The following is an 18,878-nucleotide window of genomic DNA, read 5'->3' as shown; positions in this document are numbered from 1 at the left end:
CCGCCGCCGTATCCATCCCGGTCCATCCGGTTCCGTCTGGTCCGGGCGGCGCTGGTGGAATCTGTCAGCGATCTGTCAGCCGCCGGGGCGGGTGCGGGCCCGCGGCTCAGAAAAATGTCAGTGCCGTGCGGCAGACTTCGAGTCAGTCACCCCGGGCCGCGAGCCGTGCGTGATGGATACCCCCTTGACCAAGGAGTTCATGCGATGCGATATGCGGTCCAGGCCGAAGGTCTGATGAAGCGATATGGCGAGACGCGCGCGCTCGACGGCGTCGACCTCGCCATCCCCGAGGGCCGGCTGCTCGGGGTGCTCGGCCCGAACGGCGCGGGCAAGACCACCGCCGTGCGCATTCTCGCCACCCTGCTGCGCGCCGACTCCGGCCGCGCCGTCGTGGGTGGTTTCGACGTCGCCAAAGAACCGCACAAGGTGCGCTCCCTGATCGGCCTCACCGGGCAGTACGCCGCGGTGGACGAGGCGCTGACCGGCGTCGAGAACCTCGTGATGATCGGGCGGCTGCTCGGGCTCTCCCGCGCCGCGGCCAGGCGGCGGGCGGCCGAACTGCTGGAGCGCTTCGCGCTGACCGACGCCGGGGGCCGCGCGGCCAAGACGTTCTCCGGTGGCATGCGCCGCCGTCTCGACCTCGCGGCCAGCCTCGTCGGGCATCCCACGGTGCTGTTCCTGGACGAGCCGACCACGGGCCTCGACCCGCGCAGCCGCACCGACCTGTGGGAGGTCGTGCGCGGCCTCATGGCCGACGGCGTCACGGTGCTGCTCACCACCCAGTACCTCCAGGAGGCCGACGAGCTCGCCGACGACATCGTGGTGTTCGACCACGGCCGGGTCATCGCCTCGGGCACGTCCGACGAGCTGAAGGCCACCACCGGCGCGCAGGTCCTGCAGGTCCGTCCCACGGCCGCCCATCACCTGCCCCTCGTGGCCGAGGTCATCGCCGACCTGATCGGCGAGCGGCCCGACCTCACCGGTGGCGAGGCGACCGTCAACATCAAGGACCCGACGGTGGTGCCCGCCGTCGTGCGCCGGCTGGACGATCTCGGGGTCGTCGCCGCCGAGCTCAGCCTGCGCAAGTCCAGCCTCGACGAGGTGTTCCTCGCCCTCACCGGCCACCGCGCCGAAGACCAGACCTCCGCGCGGGAGGCCCCGACGAAGCAGAAGGAAGAGGTGCCGGCGTGACCTCCCTGACCGGAACCGCCCCCCGCGCGGCCGTCCCCGGCCGCATCGGCCCGGCCGCCGGGCTGCGCCACACCATGACGCTCGCCTGGCGCAGCCTGGTACAGATCAAGCACAACCCGATGGAGCTGCTCGACCTGTCGGTCCAGCCCATCATGTTCCTGTTGCTGTTCACCTATGTCTTCGGCGGCGCGATCTCCGGGTCCACCACCGACTACCTGCAGTTCTCGCTGCCCGGCCTGGTCGTGCAGAACATGCTGTTCGCCACGCTGACCACCGCCATCGGGCTCAGCACCGACATCACCAAGGGCGTGTTCGACCGTCTGCGCAGCCTGCCCATCGCGCGGTCGGCGCCGCTGGCGGGCCGCATCGTCGCCGACACCTTGAAGCAGATCTGGGCGTTCGCGTTGTTCCTCGGCCTCGGCGCCATCCTGGGGTTCCGGGTGCAGACGGGCGTGCTGGGCGTGGTCGGGGCGCTGGCGCTGCTGATCGGCTTCGCCCTGGCGATGTCCTGGCTGTCGGTCCTGATCGGCCTGGTCGCGTCCGAGCCGGAGAAGGTGCAGATCGTGGCGTTCTCGGTGATGATGCCGCTGACGTTCACCTCGAACGCGTTCGTCCCCACCAAGACGCTGCCCGAGTGGCTGCAGAAGTGGGTGGACGTGAACCCGGTCACCCACCTGGCGGACGCCGTGCGCGGCCTGCTCAGCGGCGGCCCGGTGGCGACCCACGCGACGATCTCGCTCATCTGGGCCCTCGGCATCGCCCTGGTCTTCATCCCCCTGTCGCTGCGCGCCTTCCGCGCCCGCGCCTGAGACCGGCGGGCGGTGGTCAGGTCTCGGCGAGGGCGAGGGTCTCGTGGTCGGTCATCATGCGGCCGTGCTCGTGGCGGCGGGAGTACTCCTCCCGGCCGAGCACGGCGATCGTCGCGTCGGTGATGCGCACGTGGTCGTACCCGATCACCGCGTCGATGCCGCGGACGCGCGCGGCGGCGCCGAGCAGCGTCGCCGCCCGGCCGGCGTCCCCCTCGCGGACGAGCAGGCCGGCCACGGCGATGAACACCAGCCCGACGGCGGGGCCGTCATGGGTGGTCCGCACGAGCCGCAGGGCCTCGGCGTGCGCGTCGCGGGCCGCCCGCAGGTCGCCCTCCTGCTCGGCGAGCATCCCCATCGACGCGCACAGGACGGCGCGGTAGGGCGTGGGCAGCGGCATCAGCGGGTCGACGGCGAGCCGCCGCGCCTCGTCGTAGAGCCGTCGGGCCAGCGCGTAGTCGCCCTCCTCACGCGCGAGGTCGGCGCGCACACTCTGGACTCCGGACTCCGCCATGCGGTCGCCGGTGGCCCGGCAGATCTCCATCGCCTCGTCGAGCGCGGCCTCGGCGCCGGCCCGATCACCGGACGCGCTGAGGGCCATGGCCAGCCGGATGCGCATGAACGTCGTGTCCTCGACGGCGCCGATCTCGCCGGACAGCGCGAGCGCCTCCCTGATGACCGCGATGGTCGTCGCGTTGTCGCCGCGCAGCGTGCTGGCCTCCGCGAGGGAGCCCATCGCCGCGCTGACGCCCCACCGGTCGCCCACGGCGCGGAACCGCTCGATGGCCGCGCGCGCGTCGTCCTCGCCCTCGGCGATGCGGCCCGCGTTGTAGTGCACGTACACGCGCAGCAGATGCCCCGACGCGACGACCCACGGGTCGGGGTCGTCGAAGAGCTCTGGCATGAAGGCGTCCGGGTCGGGGTCCCCGTCGACGAAGAGCGAGAGCATGGGCTCGGCCAGCGAGATCATCGGATGCCACGGGCGCGGCACCCGCGCCCGCGCGAGGGCCACCGCCCGTTCCAGGACGTCCTTGGCCTCCTGCCAGGAGTTCGTCCCCCCGGCCAGCAGAATGCCGTACACCGTCAGCGCCACCGCCAGCCTGTGCGGGCGCTCATCGGGTTCGCGACGGGCGCCGGAGGCGAGGGCCAGCACCTCTGCGGCGCGCTGCGCGCCCTCGGAGCGGCGGCCGGCCAGGAACCAGTACCAGCCGAGGGCGCCGACCAGGCGCAGGCCGAGGTCGCGGTCCGCGGTGGCGAGGGCGAAGCGCAGCGCGGCCGTCAGGTTGTCGTGCTCGGCGGCCAGCACGGCGAGCCACTCGACCTGCCCGTCCCGGCGCAGCTCCGGTTCCGCAAGCTCGGCCAGCTCGGTGAGGAACCGGGCGTGCGCGAGCGCGACGGCGTGCCGCTCCCCCGATTCCTCGAGGCGATCCGCGGCGTACGCCCGGATCGTCTCCAACATCCGGTACCGCGCGTTCTCGTGGACGACCAGCGACTTGTCGACGAGCCGGCCGAGGACGTCCAGCACCTCCTCGGCCGGCAGCCGTTCGTCCGAGCACACCCGCTCGACCGCCTCCAGCGTCGCCCCGCCCGCGAAGACGGCGAACCTCGCCGCGAGCAGCCGCTCCCGCTCGTCCAGAAGGTCCCAGCTCCACTCGACCACCGCGCGCAGGGTCTGGTGGCGGGGCAAGGCCGTGCGGCTGCCGCCGGTGAGCAGCCGGAAGCGGTCGTCGAGCCGGTCGGCGATCTGCCGGGCGGTCAGGGTGCGCAGCCGGGCGGCGGCCAGCTCGATGGCGAGCGGCATGTCGTCCAGCTCACGGCAGATGCGCGCGACGGCGTCCTCCTCGTCCTCGACGCGGTAGCCCGGCCTGGCCGTCGCGGCGCGGTCGGCGAACAGGCTCCGCGCGTGCGCCTGGCCGAGCGGCCGCACCGGCCACACGAGCTCGCCGGGGACGCCGAGCGGCTCGCGGCTGGTGGCGAGGATGCGAATTCCCGGGCATTCGGACAGAACTCTCTCGGCCAGCGACGCGACGGCCTCCACGAGGTGCTCGCAGTTGTCGAGGATGATGAGCTCCCGCCGCCCGGCGAGCCCCGCCACCAGCCGCCCGGCCGGGTCCACCGGTTCCGGGGTCACCACTCCGGGCGTCCGCACGGACGAGCGGCCGCCGTCGCGCATGCCGAGCGCGACGAGGACGGCCTGCGGCACCCCGCCGGGGTCGCTCACCGGCGCCAGCTCGGCCAGCCACACGCCGTCGGGCATCCGTCCCGCCAGGGTCTCGCCCGATTCGACGGCCAGCCGGGTCTTACCCGCGCCGCCGGGGCCGAGCAGGGTGACGAGCCGGTGGCGCGCGAGCAGCTCCCCGGCGCGCTCGACGTCGTCCTCTCTGCCGACGAAGCTGGTCAGCCGGGCGCGCAGATTGCCCTTCCTGTTCTCCGGCGCCGCGTTGTTCTGGACCGCCCTGTCGTACTCGGGCGCCGCGTTGTAGGGCGCTGTGTCGTGCTCGCGCGCCGCGTTGTTCTCAAGCGCGCCGGACAGGCCGCCAAGGGCGGCTGCGGCCACGGGCGCGGTCTCGCCCGTCTTGGCCCCGGGCCCGCGGGCACCCGCCGCGGCGACGGCCGGTCCACGGGCGGTCCCATTCGTGCCGCCGTCCGAGCCGCGGAGCATGGACAGATGCAGGTCCGACAGTTCGGGCGAGGGGTCGATGCCGAGTTCCTCGGCGAAGGCGGCCCGCGCGGCCTCGTAGGCGGCCAGCGCCTCCACCTGACGCCCCGAGGCGTACAGCGCGCGCATGAGCTGCCCGCGCAGCCGTTCCCTCAGCGGATGGGCGGCGATCAGCGGCACCAGCGCGCCGACCACCTCCTCGTGGCGCCCGAGCAGAAGCCGGGCGTCGACGTGGTCCTCGGTGGCGGACAGGCGCAGCATGTCGAGCCGGGCGATCTCGGCGCCCGCGGCCTCGCATCCGGCGAGGTCGGCGAGGGCGGGTCCGCGCCAGAGCGCCAGCGCGTCCCCGAACAGCCGCGCCGCCTCCCCGGCGTCTCCGCGCGCGAGCGCGGTCCGCCCGGCGGCGGCGAGGCGGGCGAAGCGGTGCGTGTCCACCTGATCCGCCGATATCACCAGACGGTATCCCGCGGTCTCGGCGACGACCGAGTCGCGCCCGAGCGATCCCCGCAACCGTGACACCAGCGCCTGCAACGCGTTGCCGACGCCGCTCGGCGGATCGGCGGGCCAGACCCCGGCGACGAGCGTGTCGAACGGGACCGTCCGTCCGGGGGTGAGCAGCAGCAATGCCAGTAGGGCGCGCAGCCGTCTTCCCCCGATGCGCACCCGGACGCCGTCGTGGCGCACCTCCAGCGGGCCGAGCACGGCATAGCCGGTCCGCGCGCCCGCCGTCGCCCCGTCCATGCATCGATTGTGGCCGATTCGACCGGTCGCCGTGGACGTCCATTCGGGCGATGGGGTCAGCGCACTCCTCAGATCCGCGTAGCATCAGCGGGCATGGGGCAGCCGAGAAATTCCGTGCGCGTTGGGCGCAGGGGACGCGACAGGCGTGTGCTCGTGATCGCGGCCATCGTCGCCGCGGCGTCGGGCTGCGGCATCGTGGGCGGCGGTTCACCGACCGACGGGTCGCTCGACGGGCTCAGCGTCTCCAGCCCGAGGATCCGCGACGGGGCTCCTCTCCCGGCCGACTACTCATGCGCCGGAAAGGTCGGGAAGCCGCCGCTGAGGTGGTCCGGCGTGATCCAGAAGCAGACCAAGTCGATCGCCCTGGTGGTCGACGCCAACAACGCGCAGGGAACGGCGGAGGTGCACTGGGTGGTGTACAACATCGACCCGCTCACCACCGAACTGGCGCCGAACAGTGTCCCGAGGGGCGCCGTGGAAGGGATGACGTCGAGCGGCAAGCCGGGCTATTCGCCCCCGTGCCGCCGTGACGACATCTACCGTTTCAGCGTCTACGCGCTCGACGAGAAGCTCGACCCGAAGAAGGCCACCGGCCTGCGGGAGACGTTGGAGCTGATCGCGCAGCACACCATCTCGCGGGGACGCCTCTCGGCGTCTCACATCGAGTGATGAGGTGCGTACCCCAGGTGATTGTCGATACCGGATCTTCTCGTAGGGTGTGACAACGGTCATAGTGGTCGGACAGAATCAGGTGCAATCCTTGAGCGCAGGTGGTCAAAGGGGGCAGGTCGCGTCGATGGCCGCGCGATCTCACCAGCGCCACTGGAAGGCCATGGCCATGAAGGTGGTGCAATGATTATCGCGGTCATTGTCGGCCTCGTCGCCGTCGTGCTGCTTGTGCTTATGGTCGTGGCGATGGGCATGCGGTCGATGAACCGCCGGGAAAGCAATCTGCCCCCAGAGCGGCTGCGCAAGATGGCCGAGCAGGCCGAGGATCCGAACGCCAAACGCCCGGGGCGGCCCGCCGAGGAGACCTTCTTCGAGAGCTTCCCCGAGGGCTTCGACGCCTTCCAGGAGCCCGAACGCGCGACGGCCCGGCTGCGTCCGGGCAACGGCAAGCCGGGGACGCGTCCCGCCGGCCGGCCCGGGGGACGTTCGGCGCCGCGCGGCAAGCAGAACGCCTCCTCGCGCGGCCGTCGCGGCGTGGACGAGTGGGGCGACGCCGACGACTACGACGACGACTACTGGACGCGCGTCCGTGCGGACGACGGCGCCTTCGGCGGCACCATCGCCGCGCGCATGGGAGCGAGCCGCCCCGACCTCGCCTCTCCGTCCTCCACATCCCCGGCCGCCAAGGCGGCGCCCGCGAAGGACGCCGCGAAGAGCGGCGACGAGGTGGACGCGAACGCGGCCACCATCCAGGCCCCGCTCCCGCCCCGGCCGGCCGGCCTCGCCGGTCAGGGGGACGCGCGGCGCACCACCACCCCCGCCTCCCCGGCTCCGGCCGCTTCCGCCGCCGCATCCGAGCGCACCGCGACCTTCCCCGCCCCCGTCCCGCAGGCCCCCGCGGCCGCGGCGTCCGCCGCCGACGTTCTGGGCGCGCTCGGCACTCCGCAGCCACCCGCCGCACAGCCTTCCGCCGCCGCGCAGCCGCCGGCGCGCACCGGCCGCGGCTCGCGCCCCGACCCGGCCGACCCGCTGGGCGTCAACGACGCGGTACGTCCCAAGCCCCGCCGCCGCGGCGAGTCCGGCGACTCCGGCCGCACCCCCGCGCCCGGGCGCACGCCCGATTCGCGCAGGACCGACTCCCGGCGCACCGGCTCCGGAAGGGCCGCCGAGCCCGGCCGTTCCGGCTCTTCCGGCTCCGGACGCCCGGAATCCGGGCGTCCGGCGGCCGGGCGCTCCGACGCCGGGAACCCGCTCACCACCGGCCCCATGTCCAGCGGCCAGTTCGGCGCGGGGGCCCTCGGCAACGACCCGCTGACGAGCGGGCCCCTGCCGGGCTCCCCGGCGTCCGGCGGTTCCGGGTCACGGCGCCAGCCCTCGGGCTCGTCCTCCGACGGCGCCCGGCGGCGTTCCGGGACGGGTGGTTCCGGCGGTTTCGACCCGGGCCGCTCCTCGACGGGCTCGTACGACACCCCGCGCCCGGCGAGCGCCGACCCGGCCGGCCCGTTTCCCGCCTCGCCGTCGTACAGCGGCCAGGCCGACCCTCTGAGCACCGGAACGGCCGCCCCGGCGGGCGGCTCCTGGCCGTCGCAGCCCGCCTACCAGGCCACCGGCTCCTACGACATCCTCGACGAGCCGGCGACCCCCGCGGCGGGCATGCCCGCCGCGCCGTCCTCGTCCTCCAACGAGAAGTGGAGCACGGCGGACTACCAACTGCCCTCCTACGACGGGTACGCCGCCCGCGGCGAGACCTACACGCCCGACCCCGCCTACCCGGCGGCCACGCCGTCGGCGCCGACGGCGCCGACGTACGAGGTGCGTCCCGGCTGGGCGACCATCGACGACTCCGACACGGTGACCGGCCCCGCGCCCTCACGCGCCGCGTCGGCGTACGAGACGCCCGCCGCGCGGGACCTGCCGGGCGGCGGGCGGGGCGACGAGCGGCCGTCCGGCGGTCAGGGCTACGGCGGGTACGGCGCGGGCTCCTCCACCGGGTCGGCCGCGGTGTCGTCGTCCTGGGCGCCGCCGCGCGAGAACACCGGCGGAAGCTGGCCGTCCTACGGCGAGCTCTACGGCAACGGCGAGGAGCAGCCGACGCAGTCGAAGGCGTCCCCGTCCCAGGGCGGTCACCACCGCCCGGCCGACACCGACTATCCGGACTATTACCGCTGATCACCCAGAATTCCACCGGCACTTGTAAAACGCGCCCGGCAAAGGCTTAATCAATCGGCCGTCGCGACGTATGGTCGGCTCATGACCGGGGACACGCAAAGTAGCCGAACGACGACCGAGCGTCTCATCTCCATGCTGCGGCACGACCTTCCCGCCTCACTGGTGGTGTTCCTCGTGGCGGTGCCGCTCTCGCTCGGCATCGCCGTGACGTCCGGGGCCCCGCTCGTCGCGGGCCTGGTCGCCGCCGTGGTCGGCGGCCTGGTGGCGGGCGCCCTCGGCGGTTCTGTGGTCCAGGTGAGCGGACCGGCGGCCGGGCTCGCGCTGGTGGTGGCGGAGCTCGTGCGCACGTACGGCTGGCGCGCCACCTGCATGATCACCCTGATGGCGGGTGTACTGCAGATCGTGCTGGGCGCGTTCAAGGTGGCGAGGACGGCGCTCGCCGTCTCGCCCGCGGTGGTCCACGGCATGCTGGCCGGCGTGGGCGTGGTGATCGCCCTGTCCCAGTTGCACGTGGTGCTCGGCGGACAGCCGCAGAACTCCGCGATCGAGAACATCCTGGAGCTGCCGAAGCAGATCGCCGACAACCACAGCCACGCGGTGGCGGCCGGGGTGCTGACCATCGCGGTGCTGCTGCTGTGGCCGCGACTGCCGAAGGTCCGGGCGATCCCCGCCCCGCTGGCGGCGCTGACGTGCGCGGCGCTGACCGCCGGGCTGCTCGGCTGGGACGTCGCCCGCGCCGATCTGTCCAAGGGGTTCAGCGAGTGGGCGACCCCGGTGCTGCCGTCCGGCGACTGGCACGGCATCGCGGGCGCCGTCCTGCTCGTGGCGCTGCTCGCCGGGGTCGAGTCGCTGCTGTGCTCGGTCGCGGCCGACCATCTGCACGACGGCCCGCGCACCGACCTGGACCGCGAGCTCACCGGCCAGGGCGTCGCGAACCTGGTCTCCGGGGCGCTCGGCGGCCTGCCGGTCGCGGGGGTCGTCGTCCGCACGACCACGAACGTCCGGGCGGGGGCGCGCAGCCGCTGGTCCGCGATCCTGCACGGCGTGTGGGTGCTCGTGTTCGCGGTCGGCTTCGGCTGGACGGTGATGCTGATTCCGCTGGAGGCGCTGGCCGCGCTGCTGGTCTTCATCGGCGTGCGCATGGTGAACCTCGGCACTATGCGCGGGCTGCACGGGCACGGTGAGCTGCCGATATACGTGCTCACGATGGGCGCCGTCATCGTGGTCGGCCTGGCCGAGGGGGTGCTGCTGGGCCTCGGCCTGGCCGCGCTGTTCGCGCTGCGCCGCCTGACCAAGGTGTGGGTCCACGTGTCGCTGGAGCCGGACGACCGCTGGCACGTCGTGGTGACCGGCTCGCTGACCTTCGTGGGCGTGCCGCGCCTGACCGACAGCCTGCGGGCGATCCCGGCCGGGGCCACGGTCGACCTCGACCTGAACGTCGACTTCATGGACAACGCCGCGTTCGAGGCGCTGCACGGCTGGCGCCTGGAGCACGAGCGCGCCGGGGGCACGGTGGCGATCGACGAGATGCACGACGAGTGGTACACCTCCGCCACGAAGGGCACCCGGGCCTCCTCGGCGAAGACGCCGCCGAAGGCACCGGACCGGTGGTGGCTCCCCCGGGCGTACCGGCGCGGCGGCCCGCTGTCGGCGATCCCGGTCAAGCACGCGGGGGCGTGGGTGCCCTCCCGGACCGAGCAGGCGGTGCCCGATCTGCTGGCGGGCGCGAACGACTTCCAGCGGCGCACGGCCCCGCTGGTGCGGCCGTTCCTCACCCGCATGGCCCGCGCGCAGGATCCGTCCCACCTGTTCATCGCGTGCGCCGACTCGCGGGTGGTGCCCAACCTGATCACCGCCAGCGGCCCCGGCGACCTGTTCACGGTGCGCAACGTCGGCAACCTCGTGCCCCGCTACGGCGCGGCCTCCCCGGACGACTCGGTGCTGGGGGCGATCGAGTACGCCACCACCGCGCTGAACGTCCGGACCATCACGGTGTGCGGGCATTCGGGGTGCGGGGCGATGGCGGCCCTGCTCAGCGCCGGGGAGCAGATCGACGGGCTGCCGGGGCTGAATCGCTGGCTGCGGCACGGCGACCACACGCTGGCGCGGTACATCCTGTCCGATCCCGCCGGCGAGGACGAGGGGCCGCTCGACCGCCTGTGCCGGGTGAACGTCGCCCAGCAGCTCGACAACCTGCGCACCCATCCGAAGGTCGCGCGCCTGGAGGTGGAGGGGCGGCTGGAGCTCGTGGGCCTGTACTTCGACATCGGCGCCGCCCGCGTGCACGTGCTGGAGCCCGGCGGCTTCACCCCGGTGTCGAGCCACGCCGCCGTCAGCCTCCCCGCCCCTGGGGCCGCGCCGCCCAGAGGCTGACCGGCGACACGCCCGCCGGGGTGACCGGCGGGGGTCCGCGGGTGTGACCGTCCGGGCGCCCACGGGTGCGACCGGCCGGCGTCCGCGGGCGTGACCGGCCAGGTGCCCGCGGGCCGTGTCGCCGGGTGACGGGCGCGAGCGTCCGCTGTGGGCGGATCCGCTCAATGTGAAACCCTCGGCCGTGCGGACCGTCCGCCACCACAGTTGTCGCATGAGAATTCTGGTGATCGGCGGGTCGGTGTTCCTTGGCCGGGCCATCGTCGAGGAGGCCCTGCGACGGGGCTACGAGGTGACCACGTTCAATCGGGGCAAATCAGGTGAGGACGTGCCGGGCGTCACGGCCGTGCGCGGCGACCGCGAGGTGGACGCCGACCTCGCCGCGCTGGCCGAAGGCCGCGAATGGGACGCGATCGTCGACGTGTGCGGATTCACCCCGCGCGTCGTCGCCGCCTCCGCCCGCGCCCTGTCCGACCACGCGGCGACGTACGCGTACATTTCCAGCATCTCGGCGGTCTCCACCTGGCCGGCCGAGCACGTCGACGAGTCCGCGCCGCTGTGGGAGTGCTCGCCCGACGCCGGTCCCGAGGACGGCGACTACGGCACCCTGAAGGCCGGCTGCGAGCGCGCGGTCGAGCGCTATTTCGAGGGGAACGCCCTGATCCTCCAGCCGGGGCTGATCCTCGGGCCGTGGGAGAACGTCGGCCGGCTCCCGTCGTGGCTGCGCCGTATCTCCCGGGGAGGCCGGGTCGTGGCCCCGGGCGACCCGGAGCTGCCGATGCAGCTCATCGACGCCCGCGACATCGCGGCGTTCACCCTCGACCAGGCCGTCAAGGGCACGGGCGACCGGTTCATGCTCACCGGGCCCGCCGGCAACACCACGTTCGGCAGGTGGCTGGCCGACTGCGTGGAGGTCACCGGATCGGACGCCGAGCTGGTCTGGGTGGACGACCGATTCCTGGTGGACCACGAGGTCGAGCCATGGACCGAACTGCCCCTGTGGATGCCGATCGGCGCCGGGGAGGCCGGCGTGTGGGGCGTCATGACGGGCAAGGCCGAGGCGGCGGGCCTGCGGTGCCGCCCGGTGAGCGAGACCGTCCGCGACACGTGGGACTGGCTGAAGGACCGCGACCACGCCGCCCTGGAGGAACGGCTGCCCCACTGGCGGCGGCACGGCCTCGCGCCGGACAAGGAGGCCCGCATCCTCAGCGACTGGGACGCGCGCTGACCTCCCGCGGGCGCGGCCCGTCGCCCCCGCGGTCGTGAACCGTCTCGCGGACGGGCTCACCCGGGGCGAAGATCGCGTGGGTGAGGCCGTCGGCCATCGTCAGGTGTCTCAGCGAGAACCACGGCACGCGCGTCCGAGACGAACCGAGCCAGATCTACGGCAGGCGCGTCCGGGACGAACCGCCCGCCGATCCGGCCACGTGAGCCACGGGGTGATCGCGGCGGACCGCCCTCGTACCCTCCCCAAGAAGATCGCCGGGTGTTAACGTCGGCGACGTGGCAGACCCCCGGAGCACCAGCGGTGCCGACGACCACGCGTCCCCCGCGGCCCATCCGGCTCCCCGGCCGGACATGTCGACGATCAGGACGCTACGCCCGCAGGACTACAACGAGGTGCTGTACGTCGGGCACTTCTACCGCAAGGGGCAGCCGGTCGTCATGGACCTGACCGGCCTGTCGGACGCGGACGCCAAGCCGCTGGTCGACTTCGCCGCCGGGCTGGTCTTCGGCCGCCAGGGCGACATGGACCGCATCGCTCACAAGGTCTTCCTGCTGGTCCCGCCCGGGGTGGTCATCAACGGCTGAGCCGCCGTCCGGGTCCGGCAACGGCGGTGCCGTGCCCCGGGACGGTCCCCGCGGCACGGCACGCGTCGTCTCTCCGTGAGCCCTGGTGCGGCTAGAGCGGCGGAGTGACATCGGAGAACGGGGGGCAGCCGGGCCAGGAGACGTTCACGCTCAGCGTGCAGGTCGTCTGGCGCAGGAGGCCGTTCCGGGTGCGCACCGTGACGGTCAGCAGATTGGCCGACGGGTTCGCGGCGAGGGTGACGTCGGCGGCGTTGACCGGGTAGTTGGGCAGGGCGAAGTGGAACCCAGCGTGAACGCCAAGGCGGAGAACCTCCGCCCCCCATTCTTCTCAAGCCGCTTGACCCCGGTCGGCACGGCATGCACCCTCAAGGTGGCGATTCGCGACCCTCGGAGGTGCAATCTCATGCAATCCCCCGGCACCAGCGACAACCTGCGGCTTACCTTCTACTGCAAGGACCCCGACTCCAAGACCAAGGACGATTGCCCCAGCTTCTATCTCACCGATCGAGGAAGCTGGGTGGTGCAGGGCAACCGCCAGGGCGAGAGCGTCGCGGTCCAGCTTCACGCTCTGCGGGACGACGAGACGTTCGTGGAGATCCCGGAGGCGCTGGCCGAGCGGTTCGTGCACATGTATGTCGAGGAGCGCTATGGAATTGATCTCGGTCAAGCAGCGGTCCGAGCTGCTCAGGGACGTGCGCGAGACCCTCAAGCTTGAGCAACGCGACTTCTACGCCGTAGACGCATGCCACCCTTCACGGCCTGCCGCTCGAAGGCGTGGAGGAGGCCGTCCAAGCCCGGCTGGAGCGCCAATACCTGGTGACCGGCGGCACCGCCCACATGTTCAGCTTCGTCGTGGAGGCCGCCGTTCTGACCTACGCCTTCGGCGACATGGCCGCCATGAACGAACAGTTCGACTTTCTGGAACATGTCACTCGTCTGCCCAACGTCGCATTGGGGGTCATCCCTCCCGGCTTCCGCAAGCTCTGGGGCGGCGAGTGCTTCTACATGTTCGATTCCTCCCTCGTGCGCAGCGAGCTGTGGACCGGCCGTTTCCAGACGACACGGGCCGAGGACATCGCGTTCTTCCTCAAGGCGTTCACGGCCCTTCAGGGGCAGGCCGTCTACGGGGACGAAGCGCGGGCCCTCATCGAGCAGGCGCGCGACCTTCTGCAATCTCGTGAAATCTCCTAGCCCCTGTTCCAAGCCCTCGCCACCCTGAGGTTATGACCTCCGCAGCCGCCGAGACCGCCAGCACACGTAAGATCACCGCCGACACCGCCCAGTTCCACGAGCGGCGCCTGCGAGAGGTGATCCCGCACCTGCCTCCAGGCTGTCGATATCTCATCGTGTCGTCCATCCGGTGGGAGATGACCGGGGGCAGCCCCAGGCCGCAGACCCACTTAGAACCGGAGCTGAACGTCCGCGACCACCAGGGCAGGTGGCGGACCACCATCCTCGTCTCCGGTGACGAGTTCGCTGTGCGGCTGCCAGGGAGCACCGTCTACGTCCAGCGGGTGGAGCAGGCGGCACTCTTGGCCGGGCGGTCATGAGCAATCAGGGACTGGCAACCTCCCTCCGCGCCTTTCCCCGCGGGGAGATCACCGGGAGCGGTGTCCTCGGTTCCTTGATCGCCTTACGTCGTTGTTCCCACGTCCGGCAAGGCAAGGCAAGCGTGCACTGCGCTTCCAGCCTCCAAGGGCTACGGCTGGCTCTAGAGGCCGAAGAACGAGGTCAGCCGACTGCACAAACGGCCGGCCGACGGCCCGGCGGCCATCTCCGCAAGGTCAGTTGAACCCCCACGAGAAAGGTTCACCATGTCCCAGACCATGACCGAGCTAGACCTGATCACCCACTCCCCGGACGGCGAGTCACGCGGGCTGATCTTCCGCGTCGGCGACGTCTTCCCGATGCTGCCGACCCGGCACATCCTGTCCGCTCCGGCCACCCCTGCCCGACGCCCGGCCATGGGGGCTGCGCTTCCTCGTCCTGCCCCCGATCACGGCGGGCGCACACGAGGGACAGACCCGGCCCACCAGCGCCAGCAATCCGGACGGTACCGCCCCGGAAGAGGTCGGCACGGACTGAGACGAGGCTCCATGTCACACACCGTGCTGATCGTCACCGATGAAACCGACATCGTCGCCCAGAGGATCGCCGCTGAGCTGACCGGACGAGGCGTCCCGGTGTCCACTGTCGATACCTCCGACTTCCCGGGGGCCGTCAGCATGTCGGCCACCATCGACGCCGGCTCCTGCGGCTGGGCCGGAACCCTGAACGGGCCCCGGGCTACCGTGCTGGACCTGGCGGAAGTGGGGGCTGTCTACTGGCGGCGGCCGACCCAGTTCGCCCTGGACGAGCGCATGTCCAGCCCCGAACGAGCTTTCGCCTACGGAGAGGCTCGGCGCGGCTTCGGCGGCGTCCTGATCGCCCTGGGAATGGGCGGCTGCCTGTGGGTCAATGACCCGGTGGCCGCGATGCGCTGCGAGTACAAGCCCGTCCAGCTCACCACGGCCGCCCAGTCCGGCCTGACCATCCCCAAGACCCTGATCACCTCCGATCCCCAGGCTGCGCACGCCTGGGCCAAGGACCTGGACCGGCCGATCGTCTACAAGCCCATGAACGGCGTTTGGCACGCCGACGAGGGACGTATCCGCGCCCTGTACACCTCACCCGTCACCGCCCCTGAAAGCCTGCTCGACCCGGCGCTGAGCCTGACCGCGCACCTGTTCCAAGAGCAGATCAGCAAGGGCTTCGAGGCACGGACCGTCATCGTCGGCTCCCGCGTCTTCACCGTGCGCATCGACTCCAGCAGCGAACAGGGCCGAACCGACTGGCGCAGCGACTATGACTCCCTCACCTACCAGGCGATCGAGCTGCCCGCCGAGATCAGCACGGCCCTGGTCGAGCTGCATCGACGCCTCGGCCTGGTCTACGGGGCGGCCGACCTGATCTGCGACACCTCCGGGGAGTGGATTTTCCTGGAGACCAACCAACGCGGGGAATGGTTCTGGTTGGCTGACGAAACCGGCCTGCCGATCGCCGTGGCGCTGGCCGACCTCCTGGAGAAGGGACCCGCGTGGACAAGTTGAGCGCACCCGACACGGCCGCCGTCAAGGAGATGGCGCAGCGCCTGGCCGACGACCTTCGCAGCCGAGGGCGGTTGACGGATGAGCGGTGGGCCGAGGCGTTGGAGAAGGTTCCGCGCCACCTGTTCACGCCCATGGCGGCCTGGGCCAAGCCGGACCGCTGGCAAGACGTCGGCCACCGCATCGACATCGCCACGGACGCGGCGGCCTGGTGGCAGGCCGTCTACTCCGACGCGGCCATCATCATCCAGGCCAACGACGGCGCCACGGACCCGGCTGAGGGAGGTGGCCGGTCCAGTTCCTCGGTGTCAGCCCCGGGTGTGGTCTTCCCCTTCTTGGAGCTGCTGGCACCGCGCGAGGGTGACCGGATTCTGGAGATCGGCACCGGATCAGGCTGGACGGCCTCCCTGCTGTCGTGGTGGGTCGGAGCCGACGACGTCACGTCCATCGAGATCGACCCCGCCGTAGCGGCAGGAGCGGCGGCCAACATCGAAGCGGCCGGGTTCGCTCCACACCTGGTCGTCGGCGACGGGCTGAAGGGCTGCCCCGAGCGGGCGCCGTTCGATCGCGTCCACGTAACGGCGGGCGTGGCCGACATTCCCGCTGCCTGGATCGAGCAGACCCGGCCCGGGGGCGTGATCGTGCTCCCCTGGCACCCGGGCGGCGCGACCGGCCACAAGCTGCGGGTCACGGTGGTCGACGATTCCACGGCTGCTGGATCCTTCCACGGCCGGGCCAACTACATGATGGTGCGGTCCCAGAGGAGCGACCATGTGTGGAACTCCCACCACAGCGAGGATGCCGAGGCGAGCGTGACCCGGCTGCATCCACGCACCGTCGTCACGGCCGATCTGGGGGCGCACCTGGCCAGCATCGCCCTGGCTCCTGGCGTCGACTGGCTGGTGGTCAGCGAGCCGGACGGGTACTCGCTGCTGTTGCAGGAGGCGGGGAACCCGGAGGGCTCGTGGGCGGCCTGCGACGCGGTACCGGGAGCCGATGACTTCCAGGTCACCCAATACGGCTCACGCCGCCTGTGGGACGAGGTCGCCGACGCCTACCTCAAGTGGCTGTCCTGGGGCAGCCCGGCGGCCGACCGATTCGGGCTCACGATCCAGGACGACGGCACCCGCATGTGGCTGGATCGGCCGGGCGACATGTGGTCTCTGCCCTAGACGCTCCTGGGGTTCTCTGTACTGATCGCGACGGCATCCGACCAGTGCAGAGCCCCGGGCTAGCGCTAGCGGACTCACCCACCAGCTGCGCAGCATCCAGGCCATCCGCCACGACTACGAACGCTCCGGCGGACGATCCATCTGACGCGACCGGACCGGCACCACCACATCAACACGACACCAAAAAGGACTTCGAGGGACTTCGTGACCGACCAGCGACACGCCGCCATCACCGACGACCAGCGGGCCGACGCCCTGACCATCTGGGACTTCCACCAGATGCACCATCAGGCCCGCCCTTGCTCGGCGGCCATCGGCCTGGGCAGCCACGACCTCGGCGTGGCGGCGCTGGCCGCCCATCTGTTCCACGCGGGCCTGTTTCCGATCTTGGTGTTCTCCGGCGCCAACAGCCCCACCACCGCAGCCCGGTTCCCCCGCGGCGAGGCCGTCCACTTCGCCGAGCACGCCATCGGCCTCGGCGTCCCCGAATCCGCGATCATCGTCGAACCCCGGGCCGCCAGCACCGGCCAGAACATCGACTACTCCCGGCAGGCGCTCACCGAGGCCGGGATCGAGGCCGACTCGGTGCTGCTGATCTCCAAGCCGTATATGGAGCGGCGGGCATACGCGACCGCCCGCAAGGTCTGGCCGCAGGTGGAGGCCGTGTGCGCGTCCGAACCGCTCACCTTCGCCGACTACCTCAAGTCGATCGGCGACGACAAGCTCGTCATCGACATGCTCGTTGGTGACCTCCAGCGGGTCATCCAATACCCGGCGCTCGGGTTCGCCGTCGCCCAGGACGTGCCCGAAAAGGTGGGGGCGGCCTATCGGCGTCTGCTGGAGGCGGGGTTCGACAGCCGCCTGCTCAGGAGCTGATCGCGGTGGCCGCCGTGCGCGGTGGTCTGAGGCGGGGGGTATGTGAGCAGGTACGCACGAGGCCGCGGCGCGGGTGACTCGGCGAGGACCCCTGCCCCCATCCCGGGGTCCGCCCCTCACGGGGTCGCCGGGTCGAAAAAAGAACGACCGATCGTTCGTATTTCGTGCTAACGTTTCCGCCATGCCGGACGGACGGAGGCTGCGTGGTCAGCGCAGCCGTGAAGCGATCCTCGACCAGGCCGTCTCCCTGGCCTCCGTCGACGGGCTCGGCGGGCTCTCCCTGGGGCGCCTGGCCGAGGCCGCCGGCGTCAGCAAGTCGGGGTTCTTCGCCCACTGGCGCGACAAGGAGCAACTGCAGCTCGACTGCGTCGACCGGGCCCGCCGCCTCTGGCAGGACCGCGTGATCGCCCCGACGGCCACCGCCCCCAAGGGCCTCAGACGGCTGTTCGCCCTCCACGAGGCCCGCCTCGCCTTCTACACCGACGGCGTCCTGCCCGGCGGCTGCTTCTTCTTCGTCGCCCAGGTGGAGTTCGACGACCGTCCCGGCCCGGTCAGGGACGCCGTCGCCGCCGCCATGGCCGACTGGCTCGGTTACCTCGAACGCCGCGTCCAGGACGCCGTCGACCTCGGGGAACTGACCGCCGACCCGGCGCAGCTCGCGTACGAGATCGACGCGCTGGGCGAGGCCGCCGTGACCCACGCCCGGCTGCGCGACGCCGACGCCGCCTACCGCCACGCCCGCAGAGCCGTCCTCGACCGGTTGCGCGCGCTCGCCACCGACCCCTCGATCCTCCCGGAGGACTGACCGTGTCCCACACCCGTCCCGTCCAGGTCCACTTCGACGACCTCGACGCCATGGGCCTGCTGCACAACGCCCGTTACGGCGTGCTCGTCGAACGCGCGATCGGCGCCTTCTGGGCCGAGCTCGGCTGGCACTACGACCCGGCCCTGTCCCGCTTCAAGGACGTCTTCCTCGCCGTCCGCGAGTTCCAGATCACCTACCACGTGCCGATCAAGGGCGTGGGCGAGCCGCTGGTGCACTTCTGGCTGGAGCACATGGGCACGAGCAGCGGCGTCTACGGCTTCCGCGTCCTGTCCCCCGACGGCCGGACCATCCACGCCGAAGGCCGCCGCGTGAACGTCAACCTGGACCCCGCAACGATGCGCCCGACCCCGTTCACCGAAGAAATGCGCACCGCCGCCGAGCCCCTGCTCCCCACTCCTTGACCCAAAGCGCGCACCACCTGTCCGAAACCGGCCTGGAACCAGCCACCGTGAAGTCGCTCGAGCGAACCGAATCTTGAATGAAGATTGGTTGCATCGACCT

The 18,878-nt window shown here is 71.8% G+C and carries 17 protein-coding genes; 16 read left to right on the top strand and 1 reads right to left on the bottom strand.

Annotated features, from left to right (window positions below; translation table 11 throughout):
* Positions 1 to 204: 204 nt before the first annotated feature.
* Both AB0M95_RS19455 and AB0M95_RS19450 read left to right on the top strand, forming a co-directional pair.
* The gene (locus tag AB0M95_RS19455; RefSeq protein WP_363766196.1) at positions 205 to 1,191 is read left to right on the top strand and encodes an ATP-binding cassette domain-containing protein; all 987 of its coding nucleotides are present in this window, start codon (positions 205 to 207) and stop codon (positions 1,189 to 1,191) included.
* Positions 1,188 to 2,000: an ABC transporter permease gene (locus AB0M95_RS19450; protein WP_363766193.1), complete on the top strand. Its 813-nt coding sequence runs from the start codon at positions 1,188 to 1,190 to the stop codon at positions 1,998 to 2,000. Before AB0M95_RS19455 ends, AB0M95_RS19450 begins: the two co-directional genes overlap by 4 nt.
* A gap of 16 nt (positions 2,001 to 2,016) precedes the next feature.
* Here AB0M95_RS19450 and AB0M95_RS19445 read toward each other — a convergent pair whose 3' ends face one another.
* Positions 2,017 to 5,397 (bottom strand): BTAD domain-containing putative transcriptional regulator, encoded by a 3,381-nt coding sequence (locus tag AB0M95_RS19445; RefSeq protein WP_363766190.1) that lies wholly within the window; start codon positions 5,395 to 5,397, stop codon positions 2,017 to 2,019.
* Positions 5,398 to 5,544: 147 nt separating this feature from the next.
* Here AB0M95_RS19445 and AB0M95_RS19440 point away from each other — a divergent pair, with 147 nt between their 5' ends.
* The 14 genes from AB0M95_RS19440 to AB0M95_RS19375 all read left to right on the top strand — a co-directional run bounded on the left by AB0M95_RS19440 (position 5,545) and on the right by AB0M95_RS19375 (position 18,778).
* Entirely contained in the window at positions 5,545 to 6,066 is a 522-nt protein-coding gene (locus AB0M95_RS19440; RefSeq protein WP_363766187.1) for a YbhB/YbcL family Raf kinase inhibitor-like protein, read from the top strand.
* A gap of 183 nt (positions 6,067 to 6,249) precedes the next feature.
* On the top strand, positions 6,250 to 8,235 hold the full coding sequence (locus AB0M95_RS19435; RefSeq protein WP_363766184.1) for a hypothetical protein: 1,986 nt from the start codon (positions 6,250 to 6,252) through the stop codon (positions 8,233 to 8,235).
* A gap of 81 nt (positions 8,236 to 8,316) precedes the next feature.
* Entirely contained in the window at positions 8,317 to 10,608 is a 2,292-nt protein-coding gene (locus tag AB0M95_RS19430; RefSeq protein ID WP_363766181.1) for a SulP family inorganic anion transporter, read from the top strand.
* 211 nt (positions 10,609 to 10,819) lie between these two features.
* Complete coding sequence (locus AB0M95_RS19425) at positions 10,820 to 11,833, top strand: NAD-dependent epimerase/dehydratase family protein (protein WP_363766179.1); 1,014 nt, start codon at positions 10,820 to 10,822, stop codon at positions 11,831 to 11,833.
* Between the two features lie 275 nt (positions 11,834 to 12,108).
* A complete protein-coding gene (locus AB0M95_RS19420) occupies positions 12,109 to 12,417 on the top strand; it encodes a cell division protein SepF (RefSeq protein ID WP_363766176.1) in 309 nt (102 codons plus the stop codon).
* Between the two features lie 104 nt (positions 12,418 to 12,521).
* The gene (locus AB0M95_RS19415; RefSeq protein WP_363766173.1) at positions 12,522 to 12,680 is read left to right on the top strand and encodes a hypothetical protein; all 159 of its coding nucleotides are present in this window, start codon (positions 12,522 to 12,524) and stop codon (positions 12,678 to 12,680) included.
* Between the two features lie 140 nt (positions 12,681 to 12,820).
* Complete coding sequence (locus AB0M95_RS19410) at positions 12,821 to 13,132, top strand: hypothetical protein (RefSeq protein WP_363766170.1); 312 nt, start codon at positions 12,821 to 12,823, stop codon at positions 13,130 to 13,132.
* 44 nt (positions 13,133 to 13,176) lie between these two features.
* Positions 13,177 to 13,608 (top strand): Scr1 family TA system antitoxin-like transcriptional regulator, encoded by a 432-nt coding sequence (locus AB0M95_RS19405; protein WP_363766290.1) that lies wholly within the window; start codon positions 13,177 to 13,179, stop codon positions 13,606 to 13,608.
* 32 nt (positions 13,609 to 13,640) lie between these two features.
* Positions 13,641 to 13,967, top strand: a complete 327-nt coding sequence (locus tag AB0M95_RS19400; protein WP_363766167.1) for a hypothetical protein — start codon at positions 13,641 to 13,643, stop codon at positions 13,965 to 13,967.
* A gap of 546 nt (positions 13,968 to 14,513) precedes the next feature.
* Positions 14,514 to 15,506, top strand: a complete 993-nt coding sequence (gene tgmB, locus AB0M95_RS19395) for an ATP-grasp ribosomal peptide maturase (RefSeq protein WP_363766165.1) — start codon at positions 14,514 to 14,516, stop codon at positions 15,504 to 15,506.
* Positions 15,494 to 16,675: a protein-L-isoaspartate(D-aspartate) O-methyltransferase gene (locus tag AB0M95_RS19390; RefSeq protein ID WP_363766162.1), complete on the top strand. Its 1,182-nt coding sequence runs from the start codon at positions 15,494 to 15,496 to the stop codon at positions 16,673 to 16,675. The genes tgmB and AB0M95_RS19390 overlap by 13 nt, the downstream gene beginning before the upstream one ends.
* Positions 16,676 to 16,879: 204 nt before the next feature.
* Entirely contained in the window at positions 16,880 to 17,551 is a 672-nt protein-coding gene (locus AB0M95_RS19385; protein WP_363766159.1) for a YdcF family protein, read from the top strand.
* Positions 17,552 to 17,732: 181 nt separating this feature from the next.
* A complete protein-coding gene (locus tag AB0M95_RS19380) occupies positions 17,733 to 18,356 on the top strand; it encodes a TetR/AcrR family transcriptional regulator (protein ID WP_363766156.1) in 624 nt (207 codons plus the stop codon).
* A gap of 2 nt (positions 18,357 to 18,358) precedes the next feature.
* Complete coding sequence (locus tag AB0M95_RS19375; RefSeq protein WP_363766153.1) at positions 18,359 to 18,778, top strand: thioesterase family protein; 420 nt, start codon at positions 18,359 to 18,361, stop codon at positions 18,776 to 18,778.
* The last annotated feature ends 100 nt before the right edge of the window (positions 18,779 to 18,878 follow it).

Origin of the sequence: Sphaerisporangium sp. NPDC051017 (assembly GCF_040683095.1) — a bacterium.
Lineage (GTDB): Bacteria > Actinomycetota > Actinomycetes > Streptosporangiales > Streptosporangiaceae > Sphaerisporangium.
This window is presented reverse-complemented; position numbering and strand designations above follow the sequence as displayed.

What these genes read in the sequence shown, in the direction of transcription:
- AB0M95_RS19455 (WP_363766196.1), top strand. Translation starts at nt 205, where the DNA reads ATGCGATATGCGGTCCAGGCCGAAGGTCTGATGAAGCGATATGGCGAG.
- AB0M95_RS19410 (WP_363766170.1), top strand. Translation starts at nt 12,821, where the DNA reads ATGCAATCCCCCGGCACCAGCGACAACCTGCGGCTTACCTTCTACTGC.
- AB0M95_RS19400 (WP_363766167.1), top strand. Translation starts at nt 13,641, where the DNA reads ATGACCTCCGCAGCCGCCGAGACCGCCAGCACACGTAAGATCACCGCC.
- tgmB (WP_363766165.1), top strand. Translation starts at nt 14,514, where the DNA reads ATGTCACACACCGTGCTGATCGTCACCGATGAAACCGACATCGTCGCC.
- AB0M95_RS19425 (WP_363766179.1), top strand. Translation starts at nt 10,820, where the DNA reads ATGAGAATTCTGGTGATCGGCGGGTCGGTGTTCCTTGGCCGGGCCATC.
- AB0M95_RS19445 (WP_363766190.1), bottom strand. Translation starts at nt 5,397, where the DNA reads ATGGACGGGGCGACGGCGGGCGCGCGGACCGGCTATGCCGTGCTCGGC.
- AB0M95_RS19380 (WP_363766156.1), top strand. Translation starts at nt 17,733, where the DNA reads ATGCCGGACGGACGGAGGCTGCGTGGTCAGCGCAGCCGTGAAGCGATC.
- AB0M95_RS19430 (WP_363766181.1), top strand. Translation starts at nt 8,317, where the DNA reads ATGACCGGGGACACGCAAAGTAGCCGAACGACGACCGAGCGTCTCATC.
- AB0M95_RS19435 (WP_363766184.1), top strand. Translation starts at nt 6,250, where the DNA reads ATGATTATCGCGGTCATTGTCGGCCTCGTCGCCGTCGTGCTGCTTGTG.